At 65.6% G+C, this 17,517-nt stretch carries 16 protein-coding genes; 9 read left to right on the top strand and 7 right to left on the bottom strand.

Annotated elements, in window-relative coordinates:
• Positions 1–10: 10 nt before the first annotated feature.
• The gene (locus J2S71_RS01680) at positions 11–790 is read right to left on the bottom strand and encodes a DeoR/GlpR family DNA-binding transcription regulator (RefSeq protein ID WP_307388385.1); all 780 of its coding nucleotides are present in this window, start codon (positions 788–790) and stop codon (positions 11–13) included.
• Positions 791–1,076: 286 nt separating this feature from the next.
• Between J2S71_RS01680 and J2S71_RS01685 the strand changes: the two genes are divergently transcribed.
• Positions 1,077–1,928 (top strand): class II fructose-bisphosphate aldolase, encoded by an 852-nt coding sequence (locus tag J2S71_RS01685; RefSeq protein ID WP_021726491.1) that lies wholly within the window; start codon positions 1,077–1,079, stop codon positions 1,926–1,928.
• A 297-nt stretch (positions 1,929–2,225) separates the two neighbouring features.
• Here J2S71_RS01685 and J2S71_RS01690 read toward each other — a convergent pair whose 3' ends face one another.
• The 5 genes from J2S71_RS01690 to J2S71_RS01710 all read right to left on the bottom strand — a co-directional run bounded on the left by J2S71_RS01690 (position 2,226) and on the right by J2S71_RS01710 (position 8,389).
• Positions 2,226–2,888 carry a DUF4867 family protein gene (locus J2S71_RS01690; protein ID WP_307388388.1) on the bottom strand — a complete coding sequence of 221 codons (663 nt, stop codon included), beginning with the start codon at positions 2,886–2,888 and terminating at the stop codon, positions 2,226–2,228.
• Between the two features lie 81 nt (positions 2,889–2,969).
• The gene (locus J2S71_RS01695; protein ID WP_307388390.1) at positions 2,970–4,403 is read right to left on the bottom strand and encodes a PTS transporter subunit IIC; all 1,434 of its coding nucleotides are present in this window, start codon (positions 4,401–4,403) and stop codon (positions 2,970–2,972) included.
• 407 nt (positions 4,404–4,810) lie between these two features.
• Complete coding sequence (gene lacG, locus J2S71_RS01700; protein WP_307388392.1) at positions 4,811–6,232, bottom strand: 6-phospho-beta-galactosidase; 1,422 nt, start codon at positions 6,230–6,232, stop codon at positions 4,811–4,813.
• A 1-nt stretch (position 6,233) separates the two neighbouring features.
• Positions 6,234–8,009, bottom strand: a complete 1,776-nt coding sequence (locus J2S71_RS01705; protein ID WP_036576363.1) for a lactose/cellobiose PTS transporter subunit IIB — start codon at positions 8,007–8,009, stop codon at positions 6,234–6,236.
• 68 nt (positions 8,010–8,077) lie between these two features.
• Entirely contained in the window at positions 8,078–8,389 is a 312-nt protein-coding gene (locus tag J2S71_RS01710) for a PTS sugar transporter subunit IIA (protein WP_307388395.1), read from the bottom strand.
• A gap of 650 nt (positions 8,390–9,039) precedes the next feature.
• Here J2S71_RS01710 and J2S71_RS01715 point away from each other — a divergent pair.
• From J2S71_RS01715 to pyrE, 8 genes are all read left to right on the top strand, one after another.
• Positions 9,040–9,807, top strand: a complete 768-nt coding sequence (locus J2S71_RS01715; RefSeq protein WP_307388396.1) for a DeoR/GlpR family DNA-binding transcription regulator — start codon at positions 9,040–9,042, stop codon at positions 9,805–9,807.
• A gap of 83 nt (positions 9,808–9,890) precedes the next feature.
• The gene (lacA, locus tag J2S71_RS01720) at positions 9,891–10,313 is read left to right on the top strand and encodes a galactose-6-phosphate isomerase subunit LacA (protein ID WP_278592053.1); all 423 of its coding nucleotides are present in this window, start codon (positions 9,891–9,893) and stop codon (positions 10,311–10,313) included.
• A gap of 62 nt (positions 10,314–10,375) precedes the next feature.
• Complete coding sequence (gene lacB / locus J2S71_RS01725; RefSeq protein ID WP_036576355.1) at positions 10,376–10,900, top strand: galactose-6-phosphate isomerase subunit LacB; 525 nt, start codon at positions 10,376–10,378, stop codon at positions 10,898–10,900.
• 9 nt (positions 10,901–10,909) lie between these two features.
• Positions 10,910–11,848 (top strand): 1-phosphofructokinase family hexose kinase, encoded by a 939-nt coding sequence (locus J2S71_RS01730; RefSeq protein ID WP_307388398.1) that lies wholly within the window; start codon positions 10,910–10,912, stop codon positions 11,846–11,848.
• A gap of 383 nt (positions 11,849–12,231) precedes the next feature.
• The gene (gene pth, locus J2S71_RS01735) at positions 12,232–12,936 is read left to right on the top strand and encodes an aminoacyl-tRNA hydrolase (RefSeq protein WP_307388399.1); all 705 of its coding nucleotides are present in this window, start codon (positions 12,232–12,234) and stop codon (positions 12,934–12,936) included.
• A 143-nt stretch (positions 12,937–13,079) separates the two neighbouring features.
• Positions 13,080–13,922, top strand: coding sequence for a sulfide/dihydroorotate dehydrogenase-like FAD/NAD-binding protein (locus J2S71_RS01740; RefSeq protein ID WP_021727156.1), 843 nt, complete (start codon positions 13,080–13,082; stop codon positions 13,920–13,922).
• Positions 13,910–15,319, top strand: coding sequence for an NADPH-dependent glutamate synthase (gene gltA, locus J2S71_RS01745; RefSeq protein ID WP_040652391.1), 1,410 nt, complete (start codon positions 13,910–13,912; stop codon positions 15,317–15,319). The genes J2S71_RS01740 and gltA overlap by 13 nt, the downstream gene beginning before the upstream one ends.
• A gap of 276 nt (positions 15,320–15,595) precedes the next feature.
• Positions 15,596–16,279: an orotate phosphoribosyltransferase gene (pyrE, locus tag J2S71_RS01750; protein ID WP_021727089.1), complete on the top strand. Its 684-nt coding sequence runs from the start codon at positions 15,596–15,598 to the stop codon at positions 16,277–16,279.
• A 62-nt stretch (positions 16,280–16,341) separates the two neighbouring features.
• Here pyrE and J2S71_RS01755 read toward each other — a convergent pair whose 3' ends face one another.
• Entirely contained in the window at positions 16,342–17,412 is a 1,071-nt protein-coding gene (locus tag J2S71_RS01755) for a glycosyltransferase family 2 protein (RefSeq protein ID WP_307388402.1), read from the bottom strand.
• Positions 17,413–17,517 lie beyond the last annotated feature (105 nt).

Below are 17,517 nucleotides of genomic sequence, written 5' to 3' on the forward strand. Positions count from 1 at the left end.
TGTCTGATTCCTACTCCAACATCAGGCGCGTACCCGACCCTTTCAACGCTGCCGCAACCACGCCCTCGGGATCCACGTCCATGACGACGGCATCGAAGTCCACAAGCCCCGCGAAGCGGATGAGGCCGCTCGCGCCCACCTTGCTGGCATCCATGAGGCAGTACCGCCTGTCGGCCGCCCCGAGCATCGCATGCTTCAGCTCCGCCATCGCCTGGTAGTCGGTCATGAGACCACGCCCCGGCACGAAGCTGCTCGGGCACACGAAGACCTTGTCCGCGTGCAGCTCGGCCAGCGCCGCCATGGCGAGGGGGCCGGTGGTGTAGCGGTGCGCCTTGCGCAGCATCCCGCCCAGCATCACCACGTCGCAGCTGGGCATGGCGCGATCGATGTGCTCGGCGATGGTGAGGTCCGCCGTCACCACCGTGAGCCCCTCGCGCAGCGAGAGTGCGCGTACCAGCTCGAGGGTCGTGGTGCCCGAGTCCACCAGGAGCGTGTCCCCGTCCCCCACGAGCCGGGCGGCGCGCGCCGCTATGACCTGCTTTGCCTTGGCGTTCACGTTCACGCGACGGTCCTGCACCGAGACCGTGAGCCTGCGCGAGAGCGACGCGGCGCCGCCATGCGTGCGCCGCAGCTTGCCGTCGCGCGCCAGGGCGTCGAGATCCGCCCGCGCCGTCACGCGCGACACGCCAAACGCCTGCGCAAGCTGGTCGACGCGCACGGCGGACTCACGTTCCAGGAGCTCCAGGATCGCCCTCTGCCGCTCCAGCGCCCCAAGGTGCGTGACTGCCATATCCGTCCTTCCGACGTCCGCCGACCTGTGCCCGATGCCCCGTGCCATTGGAATTGTGTTGCTTTTGTCTTTCTTTCTCGCAAGTATACGGCAATGCAGTTCCTTTCCTTTTGCGTTTCGAGATGATCCTGTCCTCCCCAATTGGAGGTGAGAAAAGCACGTGTAAGGGGAATTCTGTCTCTTCATACCTTATACCTGCCTGTTTTATGCCTTTTCTAAAAGACAAGTCTCTCGCCCCCTGCTTACGCTGGGGCCACGTTACGACCCCAGCAGAAGGGAGCACCACATGTTTGTCACCACCAAGGACATGCTCGAGCGGGCACAGGAGGGCCACTACGCCGTCGGCGCGTTCAACGTGGAGAATCTCGAGTTCGTGATGGCCGTCATCAGGGCCGCCGAGGAGAGGAGGTCGCCGGTCATCATGCAGACCACGCCGGGCACGGTGAGGTACGCGAGCCTCGACTACTTTGTGGCCATGGCCCGCGTTGCGGCCGAGGACGCCTCCGTGCCCGTGGCGCTGCACCTCGACCATGGCGACGGCTTCGACCGCTGCGTCCAGGCCATGCGCGCCGGCTACACCTCCGTCATGATCGACGGCAGCCACGTCCCCTTCGAGGACAACATCGACCTCACCGCCTCCGTCACCAAGGTCGCAGCCCCCATCGGCCTGCCCGTCGAGGCGGAGCTGGGCAAGGTGGGCGGCAAGGAGGATGACGGCCCGGCCGTGGAGGGCGAGAGCCCCTACACCGATCCGGACGAGGCCGTCGAGTTCGTGGCGCGCACGCGGTGCACGTCGCTGGCCGTGGGCGTGGGCACCGCCCACGGCGTCTACACGGGCACCCCTCACATCGAGCAGGGCGTCCTCAAGGAGATCCGCAGGAGGGTTGACGTGCCGCTCGTGCTGCACGGCACCTCGGGCGTCCCGGACGACCAGGTGGCCGAGGCCATCCAGAACGGCATCTGCAAGGTGAACTATGCCACCGAGCTGCGCCAGGCCTTCATGCGCGGCTTCATGGGACACATGGCGGAGAACCCGTCGTGCTTCGACCCCAAGAAGCCGTCGATCCCCGGCATGGACGAGATCCAGGCCGTCGTCGAGAGCCACATGGACAACCTGGGGTCCACGGGCAAGGCGTAGGCCACGAACGACACGCACGGACCAGCGGCGGGCACCACGGTGCCCGCCGCGCCGTGTGGGTGCTTCTCTGTGAGTGCCTTTCCCATCCATGTGGGTGCTAATCGGTTCGTGTGGGTGCTAATCTCCCGGCTTGGCTTCTCGTGACCTGCGATTTTATCGACCCCTTCCGGGAGAATCGCACCCACACGCAGCAAAAGGCACCCACATGGGTGGAGATCGCACCCACACGCGGCTATCGGCGGCCCCGTCCGCTCAGCCGCCCCCCCATCACGGCTGGCGGACCTGACCCAGCGAAGCCTACCGAACGTCCGCCAGCGCCTCGCTCACGTCGATGTTCTCGCCCATGAGCCCCACATGGGCGCCCTGCCGCGCCTTCTTTGTGCTCTCGTGTGTGATCACCCACTTGTTGGCGCCCCAGAGTATCGCACCGTCGCCATAGCGCGGCACATCCGCGGGACGTGGCCCGTTGGTCCCCGCGGGCAGGGCCACCAGCATCCTGAAGCCCCGGTCGGCATGGGCATGACAGGGCGTGTAGTGCAGGGTGTCCGCATACACCTCGATGAGCGTCCCGGCAGGGACCAGGAAGGCCCGTACGCGGGACGTGTCCAGGCAGAAGCCGCCGTCCAGCTCCTCCCTCTTGGCAAGGAGCAGCACCACATCGTCCGTCGGCAGGTTGAACTCGCTCGAGCGATGGTATTCCAGGCTGTTCATCTTGGTGTTGCGCCCGCAGACGCATCCCAGCTCCGTGGGCAGCCCCGCAAAGAAGAGGAGCTCCAGGTCGTGCGCTGCGGGCACCTCATGCAGCGCGGGAACGTCCGCCACATACGAGGTGCCCTCCTCGGCAAGCGGCACGCTCTCCCTGAGCGCCGCGACCATCTGATCGCACACTCCCTGGGGCACGTCATCCCACACCCTGCCATAGCGCGCGAAGCTGGGATCGGTGACTGGAACGATGTTCATGGCAATCTCCCCTCGACGGAGGAGGCGCGCCCGGACAGGGACGCACCCCCTCGCATACCGTGCCTCTCCCTGCCTCGCTGGCTACTCGGGCGCGGCCTCGGTGCCAGCTCCGGAGTCATCCGCGGCAGGCGCGGCAAACGAGCCGGTCACCAGGCGGTCGGGCGTGCAGATGCCCGCCTGCACGTAGTCCTCGGCGTTGCGCCTCTGCATCTCGCGGCGGTACCACATGAAGAGCAGGAGGTACGCTGCGAGGGCAAGCGCGAAGAACAGCAGGAACTGCAGGTTGGTGCAGCCATTGCCCAGCAGGAACGCCAGGAACTTCTCCACCAGCCCCTCCATGGTGGTGTCAGAGATGAGCTGCCCCGCGGCAAGGCCACTGGGGAACGCGCCCACCTGCATGGCCGTCTGCGTCACGAAGGGCGCGACGAGCGTGCCCGCCCACAGGAACACGGGAAGCACGATGGTGCCGATGATGATCATGCGCAGCATCTTGCCGCGCGTGACCACGAGCAGGGCAGGCGTGAGACCCATGGCGATGATGCCGCCCAGGGGCAGCAGGCCGTTGCCCGGCAGCACCAGCGACTCGAGGAGCATGATGGGCGCGAGGACGTTGGCCGCGGCCCAGATCTCCGCTCGGCCCGCGAGGAACGGCCAGTCGAGGCCCACGTTGAGCGTGCGGCCCTTGAGCCGTTCGTTGGCGAAGTTTGAGATGCCCTGGGAGAGCGGCTCGATGGCCTCGATGAACCATGCGCCGATGAGCGAGAACAGCTCCAGGTAGACGGCGGCGGTGAACGCCAGCGTACAGATGCTCTTGATGTCCTCGTGCGCGAGCAGACCCACAAAGATGCCCAGGTAGATGCCGATGGAGAACTTGGATCCCCAGAAGCCCACCTTCTCGTTGAGCTTGGCGGCGTCAAAGTCATACCTGTCGAGGCCCGGCAGGAAGCGATCGAAGAACTTGTTGAAGACCATGATGATGGGGTTCATCATGTAGTTCATGTGTGTGGTGGTCATGGGGTTGCCCGGCGCGTCGATGAGGTCGTTGAACGTGGGGCGCATGACGTCGGAGTTCATGATCTTGAGGACGCCGATGAACACCACGAGCAGCGTGGCCACCCACAGCGGCGCACCGAAGTACATGCACGCCAGGCCCACGAAGGCCAGATGCCAGATGTCGAACACGTCCACATCGATCGTGTTGGTCCTGTCCAGCACGATCATGTCGTGCCAGGTAATGGGGTTGACCAGCTTCACGGGTACGAGGCAGGTGCACGTCGAGTACTCCGTCTCGGTGTGCGGCACGGCGATGTTGGGAAAGCGCGGATCGACAGGGGCCATGCTCAGCCCGGTGGGATAGGTCGCCTCGCGCCTCTTGACATGGGAGAGGTACCCCTCCCTCACGAGCCCGGCGGCCATCAGCCGTTCACCCAGCTGGTCGAACACCTCTTCCTGGCTCTGCGCGTCGATCACGTAGACCGCGTCACGCAGGAAGAGCTCGCCAAATACACTTCCCATGCCCATCACCCCTACCCCCTGCGCCGTGAGCGCTGCCGGATGGCGTCCTCACACCTCGAACGGACGTGCAGGCCCCTCCACAGACGAGCCGCCTGTGTCCACACGACCCATGCTCGTACGACACGGCGCACCCACAGACCTGCACCGAAGCTGTTTGTGGGCTGAACACGTGAGACCAGCGTGCCGTGGCTCGGGAGCGACGCACGCGCTGGTACCAGCCAGTGACGGCACGCGCGGTTCGCACAGCAAACAGGGCGTGCATACAAAGCGCACGGACGGGCGGACCCCGTCGCCGCATGTCCGACGGTCACAGGGGACGTCGGTACCCGAAGGCGTCTTGTCTCACAGGGCGGCGCCACCGGCCCCAAGGCCCGGCGGCGCCGTCCCCCTGCGATGCGTCTACGTGCCTACGTGTCCAGGAAGCGCTCCTGGGCCACCTCGGCGTACCAGCGCGCGGAGTCCTTGGGAATGCGCTCCTGCGTGTCAAAGTCCACGTAGAAGAGGCCATAGCGCTTGTTGTAGCCATTGTTCCAGCTGAAGACGTCCATGAGCGACCACACGAAGTAGCCCCGCAGGTGTGCGCCCTCGGCGATGGCCTTGAGCGCCCAGCGCAGGTGCTCGCGGATGTAGTGGATGCGCTCCTCGTCGTGCACCGCCCCCTCCTCCAGCCGGTCCTTGGAGGCCATGCCGTTCTCGGTGACATAGAGCTCCTTGTAGTGGGGCCACTGGCGACAGATGCGCATCACCAGGTCGTAGAGCCCCTGGGGATAGATCATCCAGTCCCAGTCGGTGCGCGGGATCTCGGGGCGTGCCACATACTCGCCGATGCCCTGGAGCGCATGGCGCTCCGTGCCCTTCTCGCCGGTGGAGTTGTGGTGGCAGTCGTTGGGACCGTCGTATGCCTTGAGGAAGTTGCTCTGGTAGTAGTTGATGCCCAGGCAGTCGTTGTGCGGCGCCGCGGCAGCGAGCTGCTCGAGGTCCTCGGGCAGAAGCTCCAGCCGCCCGCCCGCAAGGGCGGCGAGCCTGTTGGCACAGTCCAGCGTCTCCTCGGAGTACCTTCCGTCAAACGTGGCCTCCAGCAGGAACTGGTTGTTGAGCACGTCGTCGATGCGGGCCGCCTCGACATCGCCCGCCGCGGCGGGGTCATCCGGGTACTTGGTCGAGAGGGCATGGACGACGCCGATGGACCCGGGATGGCCCAGCTCCTCGAAGGCGCACACGGCGCGGGCGTGGGCGACCATCATGTTGTGCATGGCCTGGAAGGCCAGGTCGAGCCGATAGCGCTGGCCACGCGGCCAGGTGCCCTCGATGTACATGTTGGACACGACGGCCCAGATCTCGTTGAACGTGAACCAGTGCGTCACCTCGGGATACTCCGCGAAGCAGAAGCGCGCGTAGCGCTCGAAGGCATCGATGGCATGCCGGTTGAGGAAGTCCCCCTCACGGTAGAGCGCATCCGGCGAGTCAAAGTGGTGGAGCGTCACGTACGGCTCCACGCCCCGGGAGCGACATTCCGCGAAGAGCCGATGGTAGAACGCCACGCCCTCGGAGTTGGGCACGGAATCGTCCCCGTTGGGGAAGATGCGCGACCATGCGATGGAGACGCGGATGCCGTTGATGCCATACTCCTGGCAGAGCCGCAGGTCCTCCGGATAGCGATGGTAGAAGTCACTCGCCGGGTCGGCGAAGAACAGGCCCTTCTCGTCCAGGTAGTCGTCCCAGGCAACCTTGCCCTTGCCGTGCGTGCGCGTCTCGCCCTCGCACTGGTAGGCCGCCGTCGCCGCGCCAAACACGAAGTCCTTGGGAAAGCGTGCGTCCTCCTGCGTCATGTCACTCGCCTCCCTTGAGGGCGTCGGCGACGAAGCGCAGTGACTTCTCGCCATCGCGCGTGAGGTCGATGTACTCCTTGCCCCCACAGGCCGCCGTGGCGACGCCCATGCGCGCGGCGTCCTTCTCGAGGTCAGGCAGGTAGGAGGCAACCTGCGGCGCCAGGATCACGAGGTCGTAGTCACCCATGATGTCCAGGTGCGCGCCATAGGCACCGGCGGCCGCCTCAAGGTCCACGCCATGCTCCTCGGCCGCCTTGGCAAGCGCGTTGGCCAGCAGGCCCGACGTGCCGCCACCGGCGCAGAGCACCAGCACGCGCTTGCCGTCGAGGGATGCGCCCGCAGCCGCGGGAGCGGCAGGTGCGGGAGAAGCGGTGGGCGCGGGGGAAGGCGCGGGGGCGGGAGCCGCCTCCTCGCGTGCGGGAGCGGGCGTGGCGCCCTCGGCTGCCGGCGCCTCCCCACGTGCCGCCTCGAGCGCCGCCTCGTCGGCGTCCTCCTGGTCGAGCAGCTGGCGGTCATACACGCGGAAGAACGGGTAGTACACCACGAAGTCGACGCCAAGGGCCACCGCGACGTAGAGCAGCGAGAGTGGCTGCATGGCGCATCCCAGGAAGATGCCCAGAGGCGCAGGGGTCACCCAGGGAAGCACGTAGGTGAAGCTGTTCATGCCCAGGACGTCCACGAAGACCTTGAAGACCCACACGTTGAAGACGGGCGCCAGCACGAACGGAAGGAAGAACACGGGGTTGAGCACGAACGGCGCGCCAAAGAGTATGGGCTCGTTGACACCAAAGAGCACGGGCACCGCGGAGGCGCGGCCGATGGCCTTGAGCTGCTGGGAACGTGCCATGAAGGCGATCATGAGCGTGATCATGAGCGTGGCGCCCGTGCCGCCCATGGTGACCACGAAGTACTGCGTGCCAGGCGTGATGACGCTGGAGGCATGCTGCCCCGCCTGGACGAGCGTGAGATTGTTGGCCACGTTGTAGAACGCGATGGCGCCGATGGCCGGCTCCACGATGGAGGGGCCGTGCACGCCCACGAACCAGAAGAGGCCGATGGCGCCGTAGATGACCGCCAGGCCGGCATAGGTGTCGGCGGCCGAGAAGAGCGGCTGGAAGGCACGAATGACGCCCTCGGCGAAGCAGAAGCCGAATACCCCACGGAAGAGGTGGTCGAACAGCCAGAACACGATCGTGGTGGCAGCGAACGGGATGATGTCCTTGAACGTCTGGGCGATGTTGGGCGGCACCTGCTCGGGCATCTTGAGCGTCACGTTGTTCTTGATGAGCACCTTGTAGATGCCACCCACCACAAACGCGGTCAAAAAGGCCGTGAGCAGTCCCTTCGAACCCAGATAGGAGGTGTCGAGACCCGTGAGGGACGTGCCGTCCGCCAGCTGCTGCACGATGTCGCCCGACGCCAGGATGGCAAAGCCCACGACGGACGCGAGCATCGTGGAGACCGAGTTGATCTGGTTGGTCTTGGGCATCTCGCGGTTGAGGCCGTCAGTGAAGTGCTTGGCCGTGGTCGCCGCCACGAGCAGGCCCACGATGCCCATGGAGTAGTTGTACGGCTTCATGAGGAAGTCGTTGACCTCCTGGGGCCACTGGTAGCCAAAGATGATGGGAATGTTGGCTATCAGCAGGAAGAGCGACGAGAAGATGATGATTGGCATGACCGAGATGAAGCCGTCGCGAATGGCCTTGAGGTACTTGTTACGTGCGACGGCGTCAAAGAAGGGCTTTCCCCTCTCAATGAGCGCGATCAGGCGTTCCATGACAATCCTTTCCTGTGACGATGGATGCATGGGGCGGACATGCGGCGCATGGTCCGCCCCAGGCCGTGCTAGCGGTCGCGGTAGATGTCCAAAAGCGTGGTGATGATGTCGGCCAGGAGCATCGTGGTCATGAGGTGGTCCTGGGCGTGGATCATGATGAAGCCCAGCTCCGCGCTCTCCCCCTTGGCCTCGCGGCTCAGCAGGTCAAACTGCGACTTGTGCGCATCGTTGAGCAGGCCCTTCGCCTCCTCGACGAGGGCATCCACCTCGTCAAACTTTCCCGCCTTGGCATCCTTGAGCGCCAAGAGCAGCTTGGTCCGTGCGTCACCCGAGTACGCGACGATCTCGAACCCGATGTTGGCAACTTGCTCCTTGTCCATACGAACTCCTCTCTCCTGTGTTCGACTCCTGCTATGTGAGACGGTCATCCCCTCCCGGTAGGGGCTGTCCGCTGATCCCGGCTCAGGTCGCTGGTGTGGCGGTAAGGCACAGGTGACGTGCGGTGGTATGCGACGTTCTGTTTGTTGCAAACATCCTCGCGCGCGGGAGCACAAGCTGGAGCCAGGTGTTGCGCTGATCGAACGAAAGGCCCAAACGCACAGCGTCGCGCCCAAAAACGAGCACGAAGGAAGCCATCTCGTTCGCAGGAGCAACACGTCCGCCACCATCACTCCACGAGCATGCGGGGCGCTCCGCATGCAGGGCCGACCGGGCCGACGGAGGCCCGTGCGCACCGTCCCGTGCCTGCTTGAGACGTGCATGGGACCCGGTGGCCCCGTGCGCTCCCGAGCGTCACGGGCACGGGGGCCTGCCCGTGCGCACGCCGCTCCCGCACCGCCTTCGAGGCCGCCCAAGACAACGATCTGGCCTGTTCGTTTGTGTGCGCGATTCGAACAGGACCCGCGCTGTCGGGAGCAGCCAACTGTTCGCCCGACTGACAGCCGCCCCACGTTCGGGCCACACGCTCCCTCCCAGGCCTTGCGCGCACACGCAACCATCGGTATCGTTCGCGCAGACAGAGGAGGATGCCATGCTCAAGACCGAGAGGCGCGAGGCGATCTGCAAGCTGGTGGACAAGCGCAACACCATCACCACGGTGGAGCTCGCCAGCGCGCTTGCGGTCTCGGAGATGACGGTCCGACGCGACCTCGCCGACCTTGCCCACATGGGACGGATCGTGCGCGTCCATGGAGGGGCACGCAGCGTCCTGGGCGCACGGGGGACGGCGATCCCGCGCGAGTTCACCCACCATGAGAAGATGAGCGCACACGAGCATGAGAAGGCGCAGGTGGCGAGTGCGGCGCTCGCCTACATAGATGAGGGCGGCACCATCTTCCTTGGTACGGGCACGACCGTGGAGCTGCTCGCCCGGCTGCTGCCCCTCATCCGCCTCAGGGTGATCACCAACAGCCTGCCCGTCGTCGATGCGCTCTGCAACCGTGAGGGCATCGACCTCTGCTGCATCGGCGGCACCTACCGGCCCAGCACCGGCGCCTTCGTTGGCGCCATCGCCGAGGACGTGCTCTCTCATCTGGGAATCGACGCCGCCTTCATCGGGCTCAACGGCATCTTCGACCACACCGCCTCCACCTCCAACACCCAGGAGGGCAGGCTGCAGCGCATCGCACTCGACCGCGCCAACCTCCGCTATCTCCTGGCCGACTCCAGCAAGCTGGACCGACGGGACTTCTATGGGTTCTACGACCTCGTCAACGTGGACGCCCTCATGACCGACCGACTCATCACCCCCGAGCAGGAGGCCGACCTCTCCCAGTACACCAAGGTCGTGACGGGATAGCCGCCCTCGCACAACTCCCCACCGCGCATCCCGGACGTGCGCGAACGAGCATCTGACAGCAAAGACAGAGAAGGGAAGGCACGATGAGAGTCGTACTGGCCTCAGACCCCGAGGGCACCGCCCTCAAGGACGACATTGCGGCATACCTGAGGGAACAGGGCCACGAGGTGGCCGACGAAGGCGAGCAGGCGGATTGCGTGGACGCCGCACTGAAGGTTGCCCACGCCGTCCTCGACGACCCCGCGAGCAGGGGCATCGTGGTCGATGGCTATGGTGCGGGAAGCTACATGGCCGCCAGCAAGGTCAAGGGCATGATATGCGCCGAGATCTCCGACGAGCGCTCCGCCTACATGACCCGCCAGCACAACAATGCCAAGGTCATCTGCCTTGGCGCCCAGATCGTGGGACCGGGGCTTGCCAAGAGCATCGCCCGCGAGTTCCTCGCGGCCGACTATGACGGCGGCCGTCACCAGATCCGCGTGGACATGCTCGACAAGATGGCATAGCGCCACGCTCGAAACCATCCCATCACCAGCAGCTGGGGGCATCCCCCAGAGAAGGGAGCACCATGGCTACAAAGATCGTCGCCATCGGTTGTGACCACATCGTCACGGACACCAAGATGCACCTGTCCGACTCACTCAAGGCGCACGGCTATCAGGTCATCGACTGTGGCACGTACGACACCACGCGCACGCACTACCCCATCTATGGCAAGAGGGTGGGCGAGCTCGTCGCCTCCGGGAAGGCGGACGCGGGCATCGTGCTGTGCGGAACGGGCATCGGCATCAGCGAGGCCGTCAACAAGGTGCCCGGCGCGCGCTGCGCCCTCGTGCGCGACATGACCTCCGCGCTCTTCGCTCGCAGGCACCTGGGCGCCAACGTCTGCGGCTTTGGCGGACGCATCACCGGGGAGTTTCTCATCAACGACATCGCCAACGCCTTCCTCGAGGCAGAGTACGAACCCACGCCACAGTCCGATGCGCTCGTCGCCAAGATCGATGCCGTCGAGCACGCCGACCCCAACCAGTCCGACCCCCACTTCTTTGACGAGTTCCTCGAGAAGTGGGACCGCGGCGAGTACCACGACTAGGGCACGACCATGATACTCACCGTTACCCTCAACACCTCCATCGACAAGGCCTACCAGCTCGACGGTGCCCTGGAGGCGGGCACCGTGATGCGCGTCGCCCGCTGTTCGAACAGCGCTGGTGGCAAGGGGCTCAACGCCTCGCGCGCCGTCGCCTCGTGCGGGGCGACCGTACTGGCGACGGGATTCGTCGGCGGCCACAACGGAAACCTGCTCCTGGACCTCCTGGAGCGGGACAGCATCCCCCAGCGCTTCGTGCGCGTGGGAAGCGAGACCCGCTCGTGCATCAACGTGCTCGAGAGCCAGGGGCGCTCGACGGAGTTCCTCGAACCGGGGGCCTCCGTCACCGACGGGGAGTTCGAACGGCTCTCCGCGCTCGTTGGCGAGGAGGCAGGACGTGCCGGCGTGGTCACCATGAGCGGTAGCGTCCCGGCGGGCCTTCCCAAGACCGCCTGGGCCAAGCTCGTGTCCACCGTGCGCGCCGAGGGCGTGCCCGTGGTTCTGGACAGCTCGGGCGCGTCCCTGGAGCACGCCGTGCGCGCAGCCACCAAGCCCACCGTCATCAAGCCCAACGTCGATGAGATCTCCCAGCTGGTCGGCCATCGCGTTGCGTCGACCCCCGAGGTCGTCGATGCGGCACGGCGCCTGCACGGCGAGGGCATCCGTGATGTCATCGTCTCCCTTGGCGGGGATGGGGCCGTCCTCGTCACCGACGAGGGGGCGTTCCGTGGGTCGTCGCCCTCCATCAAGGTGCTGAACCCCGTTGGCTCGGGCGACACGCTCGTCGGCGCCTATGCCGTGGCCATGGAGCGTGGGCTCCCTGCCCCGGAGCGCCTGCGCTATGCCATGAGCAGGGCAACGGCCAACTGCCTCTCCCCCGAGACGGGACGCTTCGATGCCGACACCGCAGACGACCTGCTCGCCCGGACGGTGGTGGAACCCATCCACTAGGGTCATCCTCATGCCCTGCCGCAGGTCCCGTCCCGTTTTGGGCGGGGCCTGCGGCCATCCTGGGGCAACCCAAGCCCCAGAGTCGGTCGTGCAGGCACAGGGGGCCGAAGGCGTGACGGCGGACGCCACCCGATCCGGTCGTGCGAGGTTCCCCTCCCTTCGTGCGAGGTTCCCCTCCCGTCGTGCGAGGTTTTCTCGCCAAAACTGCCTCGCGTGCTGACTTGAGTCCGCATGCGAGACAATATCGGCCAAAAAACCTAGCACAACGGAGCCCGTATGATGACGTGCGCACGATGATGCCCACACACGACGGAGCCCACATGATGACGCTCACACGATGATGCCCACACACGACGATGTGACGACCCAAGGGCCCAACACGCATGGCCCAAGGCGCCCATCACCTTGGTACAATGGCGCGCGAGGTCACAAGGCGGACGCTGCGCGAGGTGGTGCTCGCCAAGCCGCAGCAAGCCACATTGAGGGAGCAAGCGATGCCCCAGCGCACGGACACCACACCAACGGACATCCGCCTCATCTGTGGCCTGGGCAACCCTGGGGCCGACTACGAGCGCACGCGGCACAACGCCGGGTTCCTCACCATCGATGCCATCGCCCGGCGCGAGCGCGTCTCCTACTGGAGGCGCGAGGTGGGCTGTCTCACCTGCCGCCTGCGCCACAAGGGACCGGACGGGACGCTGCGCGAGGTGGTGCTCGCCAAGCCGCAGGGCTACATGAACACGAGCGGTGGTCCCCTCTCCAAGCTCATGCGCGAGCTGGGCCTCGCCCCCACCCAGATCCTCGTCGTCCACGACGAGGTCGACCTCTCGGCGGGCACGGTCTCCGTCAAGCTGGGCGGTGGCCTCAACGCCCACAACGGACTCAGGTCCATCGCCAACAAGCTGGGCACACGCGACTTCGCCCGCGTGCGCGTGGGCACGGGGCGTCCGCCCGGCAGGATGAGCGTGGCGGACTTCGCTCTGCGGCAGCTCAAGGGCAACTTCCTCACGGACTTCGAACTCACCTGCGAGTCCGCGGCGGACGTCTGCATCTCCATCCTCGAGCGGGGCCTCCCCCGACAGGCCTAGCGAGACACTCCGGACGCCGGACACACTTTTGGCCCGTTTGCACGCTGGCATGCCAGTGCTCATGAACTACACTAGTGAGCAGTGTTTGGAGAGGGTGTCCTGCTGTCGCAGGACACGCAGTGTGTTCGGAGAGGAGCACATAGATGTACAAAATCCTCGAGAAGACGCAGTTCTCCGAGAAGGTGTTCAAGTTTCGCATCGAGGCACCGGAGTTGGCCAGGCATGCCCATGCCGGCCAGTTCCTCATGGTGCGCGCCAACGAGACGGGCGAGCGCGTGCCCTTCACGTTCGCGGACTGGAACGCCGAGGAGGGCTGGGTCGAGTTCATCTTCATGGTGATCGGCAAGACCACCACGATGCTTGCGAGCTACGAGGTGGGAGACTCCCTGCAGGACGTCACGGGGCCTCTGGGCCAGCCCACCGAGATGGCGCCCGGCACGTGGGCCGTCATCGGCGGCGGCGTCGGGCTGGCCATCGCCTACCCCGTCGCCCGCCAGTTTGCGGCCTCGGGCAACGAGGTGCACGCCATCATGGGCGCCCGCACCAAGGACCTACTGCTGTTGGAGGACCAGTTCCGCTCCGTGTTCGATGACGACCACGTGCACATCACCACGGACGACGGCTCCTACGGCGAGAAGGGCGTGGTCACCGCACCGCTGGAGCGCCTGCTCCAGGAGGGCAAGGTCGACCACATCTTCTGCGTGGGGCCCGTTCCCATGATGAAGTTCTCGACCCTCACCGCCGAGAAGTACGAGACCCCCATCACCGCCTCGCTCAACCCCATCATGGTCGATGGCACGGGCATGTGCGGCTGCTGTCGCGTGGAGGTGGGCGGCAAGACCAAGTTCGCCTGCGTCGATGGTCCCGACTTTGACGCCACGAAGGTCGACTGGGACGACCTGCGCGCACGTCAGGCTGCATACCTTACCGAGGAGGGCCAGGCCCTCGAGGCCTACGAGGAGGCGATGTGCGCATGCCGGAGGTAAACGGTCGCTGGGTCGCGGACATGAAGGCGCCGCGCACCGCAGACAACGAGGAGCCCGCCGAGGAACGTGCCCACGACTTCCGTCCGGTGGACAAGGGCTTCACCGAGGAGATGGCCATCGCGGAGGCCGCGCGCTGCATGAGATGCAAGAAGCCCCTGTGCGTCGAGGGCTGCCCCGTGAACATCGACATCCCCTCCTTCATCGAGAAGATCTACGAGCGCAAGTTCGGCGAGGGCCTCGACGTCATCCACGAGCAGTCCATGCTGCCCGCCATCTGCGGCCGCGTCTGCCCGCAGGAGAACCAGTGCGAGGGCGTCTGCATCCGTGGCCGCCGGGGCGAGCCCGTGGCCATCGGCCAGCTTGAGCGCTTCCTGGGCGACCAACCCGAGCTCGCCTCCACACCCGAGATGGCGCCTAGGAACGGCAAGAGGGTCGCCGTCATCGGCTCCGGCCCGTCCGGCATCACCTGCGCCGGCGAGCTGGCCCGCAACGGCTTTGACGTCACCGTGTACGAGTCGTTCTTCACCGGCGGCGGCGTGCTGGTCTACGGCATTCCCGAGTTCCGTCTGCCCAAGGCGGTCGTCAAGCACGAGATCGACGGCCTCAGGGAGCTGGGCGTCACATTCGAGTACAACAGCGTCATGGGCAACCTGGCGGACGCCGAGGAGCTCCTGGGCGAGAAGGGCTTCGATGCGCTCTATGTGGCCACCGGGGCCGGCCTCCCCAAGTTCCTCAACATCCCCGGCGAGAACCTGCCCAACGTGTACTTTGCCAACGAGTACCTCACGCGCGTCAACCTCATGAGGGCCAACGAGTTCCCAAAGTTCGACACACCCACCAAACATGGCAGGCAGGTCATCGTCTTTGGTGGCGGCAACGTTGCCATGGATGCCGTACGCACGGCCAAGCGCCTGGGAGCCGACCGCGCCATCATCGCCTATCGCCGCACCGAGGCGGAGATGCCCGCCCGTAAGGCGGAGCTCCACCACGCCAAGGCCGAGGGCGTGGAGGTCATGCCGCTGGTCTCTCCCCTCGAGTTCCTCAAGGGCGAGGATGGCAACGTCTGCGGCGTGCGCGTGCAGCGGATGGAGCTGGGCGAGCCGGACGACTCCGGTCGCCGCCGCCCCGTCCCCATCGAGGGTGCCATCGAGGAGATCTCCTGCGACGTGGCCATCTCGGCCATCGGCACCAACGCCAACCCCTTTGCCCGAAAGATCGGTGGCATGGAGCTCAACAAGTGGGGCTATATCGTCGCCAACGAGGAGACGGGCCGCACGAGCAACCCCAGGATCTGGGCGGGCGGCGACATCGTCACCGGTGCCGCGACCGTCATCCTGGCCATGGGCGCCGGCAAGAAGGCGGCAGCGGACATGACCAAGGTGCTGCTTGGGCAGTAGTCGGCACGCGACACACCATCCGCACAGGTGCGGCCCGGAATCAGGCAGGTTCCGGGCTGCGTTGCTTGCGTGGGGCATGCCTGCATGCCGTCCCGTAGCCAGATGCGTACGATGGTGACACCTCTAGGCGCCTTTGCCCCTTTTTTGTCGCAACGACGCACATCTGGCTACGGGACGGCACGGGAGGGGTGGTACGGGACCATCTGTCCCGCCCGTCCGAGACGCCACGGTACAATGGACGAGGCACCCACCCGCCCATACACACGGAGGAACCCCATGCAGGACTACAGGCGCGCGTTCATCGAGTTCATGGTCACAAGCGATGTGCTCAGGTTTGGCAGCTTCACGCTCAAGAGCGGCCGCCAGTCCCCCTTCTTCATGAACGCCGGCGCCTACGTGACGGGCAGCCAGCTCGGCCGTCTGGGCCGCTTCTATGCCCAGGCCATCCATGAGAGCTTCGGCGATGACTTTGACGTGGTCTTTGGTCCCGCCTACAAGGGCATCCCCCTGGCCGTTGTCACGGCCATCGCCTACCATGAGCTCTACGGCAGGGACGTCCGCTACTGCGCGGATCGCAAGGAGGCCAAGGACCACGGGGCCGACAGGGGCCAGCTCCTGGGCACCGAGCCCCACGACGGCGACCGCGTGGTCATCGTGGAGGACGTGACCACCTCCGGCAAGTCCATCGACGAGACCTACCCCAAGCTCAAGGGCGCGGCAGACGTCGAGGTCGTGGGCCTCATGGTCTCGCTCGACCGCAGGGAGGTGGGCAAGGGCGGAAAGGTCACCGCGCAGCAGGAGATCCAGGAGCGCTACGGCTTCCCCGTCGCCTCCATCGTGAGCATGGACGAGGTCGTGGAGGCGCTCCACAACCATGAGGTCAAGGGGCGGGTGGTGATCGATGACGCGCTCAAGGACGCCATCGATGCCTACTACGCGCGCTATGGCGTCAGGGCCTAGCACGCCTGCCGCCCAAGGCCACCCGCACGTCGCAGGAGCGTCACCGCAAGGCCCAGCGACGCCTATCGGTTGGCCTTGAGCGTGGCAAAGACCCTGGTGCTGTGACGCCTCACGAACGAGATGAGCGTCCCCTCGTGGTAGCAGAGCAGGGGGTTCTGCGCCCTGATGGGCGCCAGCATGAGGTTCATCATCCGCGAGTGCGGACGTGCCACCTGCACGGCGAGGCAGGCGCGCTCGCTGGAGATCATGCGTTTGATCTCGTGCAGCTTCTGCTCGCGCGTGAGCTCGCACTTGGGGTTGCATACGTTCTCGATGCATCCCACCAGACGCTCGATGTAGCGACGCTGCACCATCTCCATGCTCGCCACGTCACCGTCCAGGCCCCAGTGCCGATAGAGGTCAAGCATCCAGCTGTGTTCCTCCTCGCGCTTCTGGTACATGTTCGGTCGCCAGCGCGCCGTCTCGCTCTCGCTGCGCTGGCGGACGAAGTGGTAGTGGCCACGCGAGATGACGCCGACCCGCTCCACGTCGCGTATGTAGTCGAGCACGAAGGGGAAGTCATCCCAGAACGTCGGCCTGAAGCGGATGCCCAGCCGCTCGATGCGCTCGCGCAGGAAGAGCTTGCTCCAAGGCGGATAGAGCTGGTTGGCGTCAAAGAGCCGCCAGGCGGCCGCACGGAACTCCGCCTGCGTGCCGTAGACGGCATCGTCACAGCTCTTGAGCTCGCTGGTATGTTGGTCGGCATCGCCATAGTACGTATCGATGAAGAAGCCTGCCACCACGAGCTCAAGGCGATTGGCGATGGCCAGGGCATGCAGGTCGTCGAGCATGGTGGGCTCAGCCCAGTCATCCGCGTCAAAGAACATCACATACGTGCCACGGGCACGGTCGAGCGCACGGTTGCGCGCCGCGGGGGCACCGGCATTCTCCTGATGGAACACGGTCACACGGATGTCGCGCTCGGCGATGGCGTCAAGCACCTTGCCCGTGCGGTCGGTGGAGCCATCGTCCACGACCAACAGCTCGAAGTCCTCGAACGTCTGATGCTGGATGCTCTCGATGGCGCGACGCACGTACCCATCCACGTTGTAGGCAGGCATGATGATTGTGATCTCGGGATGTTTGGGGCCCATCTCACGTCTCCAAACCCATATGTTCCATATCAAACGCCCATATGCTTGAATTATCACATGAAACCATGCGTGCGGTGTGTACGCCCTATGGTCATGCGGGAACCC

It is taken from the genome of Olsenella profusa DSM 13989 (assembly GCF_030811115.1).
GTDB lineage: Bacteria > Actinomycetota > Coriobacteriia > Coriobacteriales > Atopobiaceae > Olsenella_F > Olsenella_F profusa.

Excerpts from the sequence above, each read along its gene's own strand:
- J2S71_RS01680 (WP_307388385.1), bottom strand. The coding sequence starts at position 790 with ATGGCAGTCACGCACCTTGGGGCGCTGGAGCGGCAGAGGGCGATCCTG.
- J2S71_RS01685 (WP_021726491.1), top strand. The coding sequence starts at position 1,077 with ATGTTTGTCACCACCAAGGACATGCTCGAGCGGGCACAGGAGGGCCAC.
- J2S71_RS01690 (WP_307388388.1), bottom strand. The coding sequence starts at position 2,888 with ATGAACATCGTTCCAGTCACCGATCCCAGCTTCGCGCGCTATGGCAGG.
- J2S71_RS01695 (WP_307388390.1), bottom strand. The coding sequence starts at position 4,403 with ATGGGAAGTGTATTTGGCGAGCTCTTCCTGCGTGACGCGGTCTACGTG.
- lacG (WP_307388392.1), bottom strand. The coding sequence starts at position 6,232 with ATGACGCAGGAGGACGCACGCTTTCCCAAGGACTTCGTGTTTGGCGCG.
- J2S71_RS01705 (WP_036576363.1), bottom strand. The coding sequence starts at position 8,009 with ATGGAACGCCTGATCGCGCTCATTGAGAGGGGAAAGCCCTTCTTTGAC.
- J2S71_RS01710 (WP_307388395.1), bottom strand. The coding sequence starts at position 8,389 with ATGGACAAGGAGCAAGTTGCCAACATCGGGTTCGAGATCGTCGCGTAC.
- J2S71_RS01715 (WP_307388396.1), top strand. The coding sequence starts at position 9,040 with ATGCTCAAGACCGAGAGGCGCGAGGCGATCTGCAAGCTGGTGGACAAG.
- lacA (WP_278592053.1), top strand. The coding sequence starts at position 9,891 with ATGAGAGTCGTACTGGCCTCAGACCCCGAGGGCACCGCCCTCAAGGAC.
- lacB (WP_036576355.1), top strand. The coding sequence starts at position 10,376 with ATGGCTACAAAGATCGTCGCCATCGGTTGTGACCACATCGTCACGGAC.
- J2S71_RS01730 (WP_307388398.1), top strand. The coding sequence starts at position 10,910 with ATGATACTCACCGTTACCCTCAACACCTCCATCGACAAGGCCTACCAG.
- pth (WP_307388399.1), top strand. The coding sequence starts at position 12,232 with ATGGCCCAAGGCGCCCATCACCTTGGTACAATGGCGCGCGAGGTCACA.
- J2S71_RS01740 (WP_021727156.1), top strand. The coding sequence starts at position 13,080 with ATGTACAAAATCCTCGAGAAGACGCAGTTCTCCGAGAAGGTGTTCAAG.
- gltA (WP_040652391.1), top strand. The coding sequence starts at position 13,910 with ATGCCGGAGGTAAACGGTCGCTGGGTCGCGGACATGAAGGCGCCGCGC.
- pyrE (WP_021727089.1), top strand. The coding sequence starts at position 15,596 with ATGCAGGACTACAGGCGCGCGTTCATCGAGTTCATGGTCACAAGCGAT.
- J2S71_RS01755 (WP_307388402.1), bottom strand. The coding sequence starts at position 17,412 with ATGGGCCCCAAACATCCCGAGATCACAATCATCATGCCTGCCTACAAC.